A 12,270-nucleotide genomic window follows, 5' to 3' on the forward strand; every position below is an offset into this window, starting at 1 on the left:
CCGCCGCGCAGGTCCCCGGCCGCGCAAGCCCCCGGCCGCGCAAGCCCCCGGCCGTGCAGGGCCCCGGCCGCGTTAACCAATACCTCGGAGATCCTGCGCCCAGGTCGGATTTCGAGAGAAAATCTCCGTGGATTTCGTGAATCTCCTGCTGGTTGATCGTGGTGCGCACGGGGTGAACCACGCGATTCCGCATCGATGTCGGGCGCTGAGTGCCTGACCCGGCACCCGCGCGTCCGCGCGTCCGCGAACGAGCGCCCGTTTTTTCGGTCGGGCCACACGTCCGAGCAGGGCCGGGATCGCGCCACATCACCAACGGTCCAAATTCCGCGCGCTGTGACGCAGCGGCGTTAGCTGTCGCTGCGCTCCGGACCGGGGTGCGCGTGATCCGAAGCGGGAAGGCGTGAGGCGACCGGACCTGACGGTGCCGGACCTGACGGTGCCGGACCTGACGGTGCCGGACCTGACGGTGCGTGGTCGGAACGTGCCGGATCGGACCGTACCGGATCGGACCCTGCCGGGTCGGACCATGCCGGATCGGCGGCCCCCGGCTCCGCCGGCGTGTGTGGGGGCGTCGCGGTCGCACGTCGCGGCACACGCCGACGGCGTACTGCGCGGACGATCCACACGACAAGCCCCGCGATGATCCCGCCCAGCACGAGCCAGGGGAGCAGCACGCCGAGCACCACGAGCGCCCCGGCCCCTACCGTCCCGAGGGACTGGAAGCCGGAGACGACCCCGTCCCAGAACGTGGCCGGCCCGCCGCCCGGCAGCACCTGCTCGGGCGAGAGGGTGACCCAGATGGTGGCCTCCGCAACCTGATCCTCGAGCGCGGTGAGCTGTGCGCGGAGGCCGTCGAGTTCCTGCTGGCGGTTCGTGAGCGCCGTCTCCGCCTCGATCAGGTCCGCCGTGGTCGACGCGTCCGCGATGAGTGCGTTCAGACGCTGGACCGAGGCCTCGAGTGCGGCGACGCGGGCGTCGAGGTCCACGTGCACCGTGGTGACGTCCGCCGCGGAACGGCTCTGCGACTGCACCTTCCCGATCCCGCTCAGCAGCGCGAACGCCTCGTCGAGCCGCTCGGCGGGGACCCGGACGGTGAGATTCGCGGAGTCCTGCGCGAGCGTCTCGGAGTCGATGCTGCCGCCGAGCTCGTTGGCTGCGGCAGTGACCCGCTCGCTCGCGGCCGCCAGATCGCCCACGATGAGGCTGAGGTCCCCGGACCGGATGATGGCGCGATCGGCGAGGGCATCGGCACCGGTGCCGTCCTCAGCCCGCTGCGCGCCGGCCGCGCCGCCCTCGGGGAGCGCCGCATCGGTGAGCGGCCCCTCGCTGCCGATCTGCGGCGGGGAAACGGCAGACTCCGCGGAGCGCGCGCACGCCGAGATCGGGGCCAGGAACAGCACGGCGGCCGCGGTCAGCGCGAGAATTCGTCGACGGGACATGCCCACACCCTAATCCGCGGGAGTTCGAGCCGCGCCGGTGACGGGCTGGGCCTTCCCTGAGTGTGCCGCAATCGTGATCCGCCACCCCACACCGCATCGATGGGTGAGTTTCGGGGGCTTCCCGCACGGCAAGCCCCCGAAACTCACCCATCGGTGGAGCGGGTGGCCTCGCGCCCCTGCTAGTTCAGGGGGATCGTGACGGTGCCGGTCTCGGGCGGCGGCTCGATCGAACGGCCCCGCAGATCCGGGATCCAGCGGATGGTGGCGGCGGCGACGATCGCGCAGATCAGGAGCAGCGCGGCCGACACCACGATGGCGCCGTGGGCACCCGCGATGTCGATCGCGATTCCCGCGAGCGCCGAGCCGGTCGCGACTCCGACGAGCTGGCCGGTGCCGACCCAGCCGAACGCTTCCGCCGTCTCCGAGAACTTCACGGTCGAGCTGACGATGCTCGAGATCGCGGCGAAGGCCGGGGCGGTGCCCAGGCCGCCCAGGAAGAGGACCGTGCCCAACCACCACATGTTGAGGCTCACGAGGCTCGCGAGTGTGCCCGCGAGCACCACGAGGATACGGAGCAGGAGCGAGGTGGACCGCATTTCGCGGTGCCCGATCAGCAGGCCGCCCACCAGTGATCCGCCCGCGAAAAGCGCGAGCACGATGCCCGACTCCATGCTGCCGTGCCCGCCGCCGGGTCCCGCGAACGCGGCGACCACGCCGGCCTCGATCGCGGCGAACGAGGCGACGAAGAAGAAGCCGACGACGGTTGAGATGATCACCGTGGGATGGCGAAGGACGGCACCGAAACCGCGCCTCGAGCGGAGCAACTGCACCCGGCCCACGGCGGGGCTGAGAATGAACCAGGCACCGCCGAGCAGCATGAACCCGGCGGCCACGAGGAGGCCGGTCGAGGTACCGAACTGCGACGTGACAAATACGGCGACCACGGGGCCGAGCACCCAGATGAGTTCCTGCGCGGCGGCGTCGAGGGAGAACAGGGCCGAGAGCTGCGAGCTCGGGACCAGCTTCGGGTAGATCGTGCGCACGGCCGGGGTCACCGGCGGCGTGGAGAGCCCGATCAGCAGCGCGATCCCGGCGACGATCAGGAGCGGCAGGTGCACCAGGGCGATCGTGAACAGCAGGATGGAGCACACGAGCGAGGTGACGGACAGCACCGGGCGCATGCCGAGTCGCCCCATCAGGCGGCTGCTCATGGGCCCGGAAATCGCCTGACCGATGCTCTGCGTGGCGAGCACGAGGCCCGCCGAGGTGTAATCACCGTAGGCCTGCTGGATGTGCAGCAGCAGGATGATCGAGAGCATCCCGAACGGAAATCGAGCCAGCAGCTGCGAACCCAAGACTCGAAAAACGCCCGGATTCTTGCTCAGCTGCCCGTAAATGCCCATCAGGCGATTATATGACTGAGATCGTTACCCACGCTAGCGATGCGGGCACGATTTCGCGGAGGATTTCGGCGCAAACCACGGATTTCGTTGTGCGGGGGTGGGGTGTGTCTCAGCTCTCAGCGGACGCGGCCGCGCCGCCGTGGACAGCCGTGTGTGAGAGCGCTACCGTGAGGCCATGAATGATGTCGTGAATACCCCTGGTCCCACGTCCGATTCCCCGGTCAGTGCCGCGCCGGATCTCGCCGCGACTGCCGCGTCGGTGGTGCCGGTCTCCGGGGCGGAGGAGTTCGAAGAGCAGGAGGCCGAGCTGGCCGCCGACCTCGAAGAACTCTGGCAAGAGGAATCCCCCGACACGGCGCGGCGCACAGAGTTCGCCGAGCAGGTCGACGGGGATCCGGACACCCGCGAGGTCCTCGACGAGGCGTAGTGGCGCGTCGGGTCCGACCCACACGCGAAAACGCCAGGGGCGGCGATGCGCAGTGCATCGCCGCCCCTGGCGTTTCACGACGTGTTCAGGCCGAGGCTATGCGCCCGGCGAGCTCGTCGAGTAGACGGTGCCGCCGCCCTGTGCGCGACGCCCGGTGCGACGCTGACCGCCGCCCTCGCCCTGCGCACGGCTGCGCTGCTGACCCTGGCCGGCACCCTGCCCGCGGCCGCTGCCCTGGCCGCGACGCTGCTCGCCGCCCTGGCCCTGGCCGCCGCGTCCACCCTGGCCGCCGGAACGCTGTCCGCCCTGTCCGCCACGGCCCTGGCCGCCGCCCTGCGAGGTGCCATCGCCGGCACCGCGGCCGCGGCCCCCACGGGAGCGCTTGCGCTTGGCGTTCGCGCCGGTGGAGCTGCCCTGGCCGGCCGGGTTGTGGCCCGCGGCACGCTGCTGGGCGGCCTGCGCCTCGGCGCGGCGACGTTCGGTCTCCTTCGGGTCGACGCGGGGGGCGACCTCGCCGATGAGCGCGAGAACCTCGGGATCCACGCTCGCCGCGCTCGGGTTGACCTGACGGGGCGCGACGTTGATCTTCGCGGCGCGCATGATCTGGCGCATCTCACCGCGCTGTTCGGGCAGCACGATCGTGACGACGTCGCCCTCGTTCCCCGCGCGCGCCGTGCGGCCGGAGCGGTGCAGGTACGCCTTGTGCTCGACGGGGGGATCGATGTGGACCACGAGCTCAACGCCGTCGACGTGGACGCCGCGCGCGGCGACGTCGGTCGCGACGAGCACCTTGGCCTCGCCGCTCACGAACTCGGCGAGGTTGCGATCGCGCGCATTCTGCGACAGGTTGCCCTGCAGCTCGACCGCCGGAATCCCGGCGGCGGTGAGCGATTTCGCGAGGCGCTTGGCCTGGTGCTTCATGCGCGTGAAGAAGATGCGGCGGCTCGTGCCCGAGGCGAGCGCCTCGATGAGCGCGTCCTTCTGGCCCTTGCCCGCGACCTCGAACACGTGGTGCGTGAGCTGCGGCACGGGCGACTCGGCGGAATCGACCGAGTGCAGGATCGGGTTGTGCAGGTACTTCTTGACGATGTTGTCGACCCCGTTGTCGAGGGTCGCGCTGAACAGCAGGCGCTGGCCGACCTTCGGGGTCTTGTTCAGGATGCGGGTGACGACGGGGAGGAAGCCCATGTCGGCCATGTGGTCGGCCTCGTCGAGCACCGTGACCTCGACGCCGTCGAGCGAGACGACGCCCTGCTTCATCAGGTCATCGAGGCGCCCGGGGGCCGCGACCACGACGTCGACGCCGCCCTCGAGTGCGACCTCCTGGCGGCGCTGCGGGATCCCGCCGAAGATGGTGGTGACCTTGACGCCGACGGGATCGGCGAGCATCTTGATCGTCTCGGCGATCTGGGTGACCAGCTCGCGGGTGGGGGCGAGCACGATCGCGCGGGGCCGGCTCGGGCGGCGCTTCGCGACGACGTCCTCGGCCAGGCGCGCGACGAGGGGGATGCCGAACGCAATGGTCTTCCCGGAGCCCGTGCGGCCGCGGCCGAGCACATCGCGACCGGCGAGGGTGTCGGGGAGGGTGTCGCGCTGGATCGGGAACGGCGCGGTCTTGCCGTTGCGGGCAAGCGCGTCGGCGATGGGTGCCGGGACGCCGAGCGCCTCGAACGTGGGGGTGATGGTCTCGGTCACAGGGACCTTTCTGCATACGTGCAGCGCGCGGCGGGCCGGGTTCGGCGAAAGCGTCGCGATGCTGCGGGTTCGGCGAGTGCGCGGGATCGCGCAGTCGTTCGCCGCGAAAGTTCTGGTGGCCTGCCGTCGGGGGCGGGCGACTGAAAGTCAGCGACGCGGGGCGGGATGAACACGCCCTGTGCGCACCAGTCTAGCGCCCCCGGGCTGATCAGCCGCCAATTGTGCGCAGAATCGGCGGAATGTCTGTGGTACCCGATAACGTCGAGAGCGTTCATTTCGTGGCCCCCGTCGCGGAATCCACCCGAGGAACGGAGCGCCCGTGTTTCTGCAACAACGGCCGAGCGGCGGCGAGCGGATCGTCACGAGCGCGAGCGATCTGACCGCCGCGAGCGCCTGTGAGTTCGCGTTCCTGCGGCGCGCGGACGCGCGCTTCGGGCGCAACGTCAGCGTGCCGCCGGATGACGACCCGATGCTGGCGCGCGCCGCGCGGCTGGGCGACGCGCACGAGGAGCGCACGCTCGCGGCGTATCGGGACGAGCTGGGGGTCTGGGGGCCCGCAACTCCGGGTGGCGTGGCGGAGATTCCGCGACCCGCGTCGATGTCCGAGGCGGACCTCCTGGCGGTGAGCGCCCAGACGGAGTCGGCGCTCGCGGCGCGGGCCGGCGTCGTGTTTCAAGCCACCTTCTTCGATCCGGCGCAGCGCCCCGGCACCGCCGAGGAGCCCGAGCTCGCGTTTGTGGGCTTCGCGGACTTCCTGCGCCTCACCGAGACGGGGGAGTACGAGGTCGAGGATACGAAGCTGGCCCGCCGGGCCCGGGTGTCTGCGCTGATGCAGCTCGCCGCGTACGCCGAGCAACTGGAGCGAATCGGCATGCCGGTCGCGGCGCAGGCCACCCTGATCCTCGGCGACGGGGCCCGGTCCACGCACCGAATCGCCGATATTGCTCCCGTGTTCCGGGCGCGCAGGCGGCGGCTCCACCGCATCCTGACCGAGCGTGCCATCGCCGTCGGGGCGGATGGCCGGCGCGAGAGTGCGGCTCCGGTCGCCTGGGGCGATCCGGAGGTCACCGCGTGCGGCCGCTGCGAGGTGTGCGCGCCCGAGATCGAGCGCACCCGTGACCCGCTGCTGATCGCCGGCCTGCGCACCACGCAGCGCTCCGCTCTGGCGGCGGCCGGGCTCACCACGATTGACACCATCGCCGACGCGCTCCCGGGCATCGTCGCGGGTGACACCGAGGTTCCCAGGATCGCGCCGGCGGTGCTCACCCGGCTCAGCGCGCAGGCCGCGGCCCAGATCGGGGCGGTGGGGAACGGCCCGCCCCCGGTGCGGGTCATCGACGCGGCGGCGCTCGCCGCGATCCCCGCCCCCAATCCCGGAGACCTGTTCTTCGATTTCGAGGGCGACCCGCTCTACCGGGAGCCCGGCACCGACGCGTCCGCGCGGTGGGGGATCGACTACCTGTTCGGCTTCGTCGACACGCGGGAGGAATTCACCGCGTTGTGGGCCCACGATCTCGCCGCGGAGAAAGCCGCGCTGCTGCACTTCCTGGAGATCGTCGCGGAGCGCCGCGCGCAGTTCCCGGGGATGCGGATTTACCACTACGCCGCCTACGAACGGACGCACCTGCTGAGCATCGCCGCCCGTCACGGTGTGGGTGAGGCCGAGGTCGACGGGTTGCTGCGCGATCAGGTGCTCGTCGACCTGTACCCAATCGAGCGCCGGGCGCTGCTCGTCGGCTCCCGGTCCTACTCGATCAAGAAGCTCGAACCGCTGTACATGGGGGAAGAGCTCCGAGCCGAAGACGGCGTCACGACGGCGGCGCAGTCGGTGACGGAGTACGCGGACGCGACCGCCCAGCTTGCCGACCCCGATCCGGCGCAGCAGGCCTCGGGGCACGCGCGGCTTGCCGCGATCGCCGACTACAACCGCTACGACTGCGTCTCGACCCTGCGCCTGCGCGACTGGCTGCTGGGCATCGCCGCGGAACACGGGGTCGCCCCAGCGCCTTCATTCGTGCCCGAGGCCACGCAGCCCTTCGAGATCAGCGCGCTCGGGGCGCGGCTCGCGGAGCTGGCGGAGGCCGCAACGGACCCGCACGAGCGCACGGCCGCGGCCCTCGCCGGAAGCGCGATCGACTACCACGCGCGCGAGCAGAAGTCGTTCTGGTGGGCGCACTTCGCGCGGCTCACCGACCCCATCGAGGAGTGGGCGGACACCCGGGACGTGCTCGTCGTGGATCCCGCGCAGACTCGGATCCTGGAGGACTGGCATCTTCCGGGGCGGGCGCGCGTGGAGCGCCGGCACGTTCGGCTCGGCGGCGAGCTCGCGCCGGGGAGCTCCGCCAAGGCGGGCGGCGAGGCCTACGTGCTGTACGCGCCGCCGGCACCCTTCGCCGACCCGCGGACCTTCCCGGGGCAGCGGACCGCGCAGCGCGTGAAGATCGTGGAACGCGACGAGCACGGCATCGTGATCGAGGAGATGCTGCCGCGGGATGCGACCCCGTACGACACGCTCCCCGTTGCGCTTGTGCCGGGCCCGCCACCGAACGCCGGCCGGCAGCGGAGCGCGATCGAGGAGTGGGGAGAGGCGCTCGCCGACGGCCTCGCCGCGGGGGCCGCGCCGGCGGATCCCGTGGTGGATCTGCTGCGACGCGATGCCCCACGGCTCGTGGGCGGGGGACCGCTCGTGGATCCCGCATCACAGCTCGCGCTCGACACGGTCGGCGGCGACCCCGAGGCGCGCACGATTGGCGCGGTGGTCGCGAGCGTGCGACGGCTGGATCGCTCCGCGCTCGCCGTCCAGGGGCCGCCGGGCACCGGGAAGACCTATCTGGCGTCCCGGGTCATCAAACGGCTCGTCGAGGAGAACGGCTGGCGGGTCGGGGTCGTCGCCCAGTCTCATCGGGTCGTGGAGAACGTGCTCGACGGGGTGATCTCCGCCGGCGTCGACCCCGCGGTGGTGGGCAAGGTCCCGCAGGGCGGTCGCCTCGATCCCGACGCCGTGCCACCCGAGTACACCGTGCTCGGGGTGGGCGGCCAGGCCGGATTCTTGCGTGACCACGGCGAGGCGGGCCGCGGCTGCGTCGTCGGGGGCACCGCCTGGGACTTCAGCCACGAGGAGCGGTTCCCTCGGCGCAGCCTCGACCTGCTCGTGATCGACGAGGCCGGACAGTTCTCGTTGGCGCCCACGATCGCGGCGTCGGTATCCGCGGAGCGTCTGCTGCTGCTCGGCGACCCGCAGCAGCTCCCGCAGGTCTCCCAAGGCAGCCACCCGGAGCCGGTCGACACCTCGGCGCTCGCCTGGGTCATCGGAGAACACGACACGCTCCCGCCGGAGCTCGGCTACTTCCTCGCCGAAACGCGTCGCCTCCACCCAGAACTGGCCGGGGTAGTGTCCGAACTGTCCTATGAGGGGCGGCTCAGCGCGCACCCCGCGGCGGGCACCCGTGACGTCGTCGGCTGCGGGCCCGCGGGGCTCGTGTGGCACCCGGTCGCGCACCGGGGCAACGCCACCCATTCGCCCGAGGAAGCGGCCGCGGCGGTGCACCTGGCGCAGCAGGTCCTCGCCGGCACGGTCCGCGTCGGCGCGGCGCCCGCGCGGGCGCTGACGCCCGCCGACATCATCGTGGTCGCCGCCTACAACGCGCAGGTCGAGACCGTCTCCGACGCGCTCGCGGCGGCGGGGCTCGCGGAGATTCGCGTTGGCACCGTCGATCGCTTCCAAGGACTCGAAGCCGTGATTGCGATTGTCACCCTCGCCGCGTCGAGCGCCGAAGACGTGCCGCGCGGGCTGGAGTTTCTGCTGATGCGCAATCGTCTGAACGTGGCCATCAGCCGCGCGCAGTGGGCGGCGCACCTCGTGTCTTCGGACCGGCTGGGCGAGGGGCTCCCGCAGTCCGCCGAGGGCCTCAGCGCCCTCTCCGGGTACCTCCGGCTCACCGAGCGTGCCGCCGTGGGAGGTGACCTCGCGCCTCCTACACTGAGCGCATGACCCCTCCCGCGTCAGCGTCATCAGCATCGTCGAGCCCCGCGACCCCATCGGATCCATCAGCTCGATCAGCCCAGCCAGCCCAGCCGGCCCGTCACGCGCCGCGGTCCCGGCTGCATCGCGCCGTTGACGCGCTGTTCGCGCTGCTCTACCCGGGGGCGGAGAGCGTGCGGGACTCTTCGGGAAGCCGGCGCGAAGTTCGGGCCTTCGCTGCCGCGGCGATCGCGGCGGTGGTCGCCGCGGTGACCGGCCTGATCGCATTTCACGACGCGGTGCCGCTGTGGGGGCCGGTGTCGCCGGGCAGCGTCGGGCTGGTGCTCGCCACGGTCACCGCGAGTATCGCCGCGGTGGTCGAGTATCTGCGTGCGCCGCTTCCGCCCATCCCGGGCTGGCCGCGCTGGGCGGTGCGGACCCAAGCGGTGATCAACGCCCTGGCAATCGCGCTCGTGCACGCCGGGATCACGCTGCTCGTGGTGGGACTGCTCACCTCGGTGCTGGTGCGTGGCTTCCTCGGTCTCGAGGTCGACGCGTTCACGAGCATCATGATCACGGTCCTGCTCGGTGCCGCCGCGGGCTACGTGGGAACGCTCTCCGGCGGGGACCTCACCACCTCCCGGCTCTCCGGGCTGTTCTCCGTGTTCATGATCGGTGGGATCGTGGTCGCCATGCTCACCACCAGCGACGCGGAGTGGTGGCAGCTCCACTTCAGCGAGCTGGGCGCGGGCAGCGGTATCAGCGTGCTGGTCTTCAACTTCACCCTGGTCGTGGGCGGCATGCTGCTGGCGGCACTGGCCTCGCTGATGGCGCCGGCGCTTGACGCGTGGGCGAGTGCCGCGCCCCCGAGTCGGACCCGGAAGCCGGCGATCGTCGGGTGGGCGTTCGTGGCGATCGGGGCGTGCCTCGCCGGCGTCGGGCTCGTCCCCGTCGATCAGAGCCTGATCATCCACAACACTTTCGCCACCGGGATGGCCGTCGTGTTTGGGGGTGTGCTCATCGGGCTGCGCTGGATCCTGGACGGTTTCTCTCGCGCGTTCCTGCTGTTCTCCGACATCGTGTTGATCGGGATCGCGTTCTCCGCGATTCTGTTCTGGCCGGTGCAGTACTACAACCTTGCCGCCTTTGAACTTGTCGCCGCCGGCATCATCTTCGCCTGGCTCATCATCTTTCTGCGCCACCTCGACGCTGCCGCCCCGCGGCCCGCTAACGTGGAGGCATGATCACACCAGGCGGACCGTTCAAGACTCCGCCTTCCCGCAGGCTCGGGGAGGCACCCAGCATCGCGCCGCTCGCGGCGTCCCAGCGATCGAAGATCCCCGCCTTCGAGGTGATGCGGATCACCGATGAGATTGCGCGCCGCCGCGCCGACGGCCACGATGTGGTGTCGCTGTGCGCGGGGGAGCCGAGCGCGCGTCCGGCACCGGGCACCCTGAAGCCCGCCGGCTACACGGGTCCGCTCGGTACGACGCCGTTGCGCGAGGCGATCGCGGGCCACTACCGGGCCTGGTACGACGTGGAGGTCGATCCGGCCACGGTCGCCGTGACGACCGGATCGTCCGGGGCGTTTCAGCTGGTGTTCCTCGCCGCATTCGACCCGGGCGACCGGGTCGCGCTCGCGAGCCCGGGCTACCCGGCGTACCGCAACATCCTGACCGCGCTGGGGGTGCAGGTCATCGAGATCCCGACCGGCCCGGAGACGCGGTACCAGCCGAGCCCTGAGCTGCTCGCGGCCGCCGTTCGGGAGCACGGCCCGCTCAACGGGCTGATTCTCGCCTCGCCCGCGAACCCGACGGGGACCATGCTCGATCGGCCGGCGCTGACCGCGCTCGTCGCGTGGTGTGTCGCACACGAGGTGCGCATCATCAGCGACGAGATCTACCACGGCATCACCTTCCCCGAGCCCGGGGCCGCGGATCCGCGCGGGATTACGCTGCGGGAACTCGACCCCGAGGCCGTGGTGATCAACTCGTTCTCGAAGTACTGGGGCATGACCGGCTGGCGGCTGGGGTGGGCGATTCTGCCCCAGGCGCTGGTGGCACCCGTCGAGGCGCTGGCCTCAAACTTCGCGCTGTCGCCGCCCGCGCCCGCCCAGGAACTCGCGATGCGCTCCTTCAGCGCGGAGGCGTACGGGGAACGGGACGCGGTGGTCGCGGGGTTCGGGCGCGCCCGCGCGCTGATCCTGGACGCCGAGCCGCAGCTGCAGTGGGGCGTGGCGGCGCCCTCGGACGGGGCGTTCTACTACTACTCGGAGCTGGGGCCGCAACTGGAGCGGTTCGCGGATTCCTCCGGCTACGCCCGGGCGCTGCTCGAGGGCGCAAACGTCGCGGTCGTGCCCGGGACGGACTTCGACTCTGCCGCGGGGCACCGCGCCGTGCGCCTGTCCTACGCGGCGGGGGAGAGCGCGGTGGCGGAGGCGCTCGAGCGAATCATCCGCTTCCAAGCCACGCTGTAGGGCCAGGGTCGCGGCCAGGGCCAAGGCTGAGGTCAGGGCCGGGGCCGGGGCCGGGGCCGGGGCCGGGGCCGGGGCCGAGGCCGGGGGCAGGGCCAGGGCCCCGGCCAAGGTCAGGGCCAAGGCCAAGGGCGGGCACGAGGGCGACACCCGTCCCGAGCCCCGCCCGAACTGAGGCATTTTCTCCAGCACGAGGCATTTTCCACGGAAAATCCCTCGGGCTGGAGAAAATGCCTCGAGCTGGACCGTGCGCGCGGGCATGACGGCGCGTTCGGGCCCGTCGTGAGCACGCACGCGCGGCGCACGCACGCACGCACGCGGGGCGCACGCACGCGGGGCGCGCGGGCGGCCGGCGTACGATCGGCGCGGCACGGCGTACGGCCGGAGCGGCGTACGGCCGGTCGGTCAGCTCGGGTCAGTCGGCGACGCGGACCGGCGTGCCCATGGCGATCCCCGAGCGGCGCTGCAGTGCGGCATCAACGACCGGGTCTGCGAGGTTGATCCCGAGCGCGGTGATGAGCGCAACGGAATCGGTTCCGAGGTCGACCACGACGGCGGTGACGGATTCCGACATGGGCCCCTCGAGCTCGGCCACCGCGCGAGAGATCGCCGAGCGTGCGGCCTTCGCGAGCGCTTCGGGGGCCGGTTCGGGCGCTGTGTCCACCTCGGCGCGAGCATAAGTTACGCCGTCACCGGAGACCGCCTCGGCGACGAGTGTCGCGCCGGTGCGGCGCAGCACAATGTCGAGCGAGCTGCTCGCCGGGCCGAGCGAGACGGGCTTTGCGGTCAGGGGGAGGGAAACGCCCGAAGGGGCGCCACCGTGATCGTGATGATCCGGTGACGCCCCTCCGAAGCTGAACTTCAGATCCATA

The 12,270-nt window shown here is 71.6% G+C and carries 8 protein-coding genes; 4 read left to right on the forward strand and 4 right to left on the reverse strand.

From position 1 onward, the window contains the following. Nucleotides 1-347 precede the first annotated feature (347 nt). Together D3230_RS12280 and D3230_RS12285 are read right to left on the reverse strand one after the other, a co-directional pair. Complete coding sequence (locus tag D3230_RS12280; protein WP_202345333.1) at nucleotides 348-1,439, reverse strand: DUF4349 domain-containing protein; 1,092 nt, start codon at nucleotides 1,437-1,439, stop codon at nucleotides 348-350. A gap of 179 nt (nucleotides 1,440-1,618) precedes the next feature. After that, nucleotides 1,619-2,842 carry an MFS transporter gene (locus D3230_RS12285; RefSeq protein WP_202345334.1) on the reverse strand — a complete coding sequence of 408 codons (1,224 nt, stop codon included), beginning with the start codon at nucleotides 2,840-2,842 and terminating at the stop codon, nucleotides 1,619-1,621. 175 nt (nucleotides 2,843-3,017) lie between these two features. On the opposite strand from D3230_RS12285, the gene D3230_RS12290 reads away from it, so the two are divergent. Beyond that, complete coding sequence (locus tag D3230_RS12290; RefSeq protein WP_202345335.1) at nucleotides 3,018-3,269, forward strand: hypothetical protein; 252 nt, start codon at nucleotides 3,018-3,020, stop codon at nucleotides 3,267-3,269. A 96-nt stretch (nucleotides 3,270-3,365) separates the two neighbouring features. Here D3230_RS12290 and D3230_RS12295 read toward each other — a convergent pair whose 3' ends face one another. Then, the gene (locus D3230_RS12295; RefSeq protein WP_202345336.1) at nucleotides 3,366-4,964 is read right to left on the reverse strand and encodes a DEAD/DEAH box helicase; all 1,599 of its coding nucleotides are present in this window, start codon (nucleotides 4,962-4,964) and stop codon (nucleotides 3,366-3,368) included. Nucleotides 4,965-5,283: 319 nt separating this feature from the next. Between D3230_RS12295 and D3230_RS12300 the strand changes: the two genes are divergently transcribed. The 3 genes from D3230_RS12300 to D3230_RS12310 are packed head-to-tail and all read left to right on the forward strand — an operon-like array spanning nucleotide 5,284 to nucleotide 11,401. Beyond that, nucleotides 5,284-8,955 (forward strand): TM0106 family RecB-like putative nuclease, encoded by a 3,672-nt coding sequence (locus D3230_RS12300; RefSeq protein ID WP_202345337.1) that lies wholly within the window; start codon nucleotides 5,284-5,286, stop codon nucleotides 8,953-8,955. After that, the gene (locus D3230_RS12305) at nucleotides 8,952-10,169 is read left to right on the forward strand and encodes a DUF998 domain-containing protein (RefSeq protein WP_202345338.1); all 1,218 of its coding nucleotides are present in this window, start codon (nucleotides 8,952-8,954) and stop codon (nucleotides 10,167-10,169) included. Before D3230_RS12300 ends, D3230_RS12305 begins: the two co-directional genes overlap by 4 nt. Then, a complete protein-coding gene (locus D3230_RS12310) occupies nucleotides 10,166-11,401 on the forward strand; it encodes a pyridoxal phosphate-dependent aminotransferase (RefSeq protein WP_202345339.1) in 1,236 nt (411 codons plus the stop codon). The genes D3230_RS12305 and D3230_RS12310 overlap by 4 nt, the downstream gene beginning before the upstream one ends. 412 nt (nucleotides 11,402-11,813) lie before the next feature. Here D3230_RS12310 and D3230_RS12315 read toward each other — a convergent pair whose 3' ends face one another. After that, nucleotides 11,814-12,269, reverse strand: a complete 456-nt coding sequence (locus D3230_RS12315; protein ID WP_202345340.1) for a hypothetical protein — start codon at nucleotides 12,267-12,269, stop codon at nucleotides 11,814-11,816. Nucleotide 12,270 lies beyond the last annotated feature (1 nt).

This window comes from Leucobacter chromiireducens subsp. solipictus (assembly GCF_016758195.1).
In the GTDB taxonomy this organism is placed as follows: Bacteria; Actinomycetota; Actinomycetes; order Actinomycetales; family Microbacteriaceae; genus Leucobacter; species Leucobacter solipictus.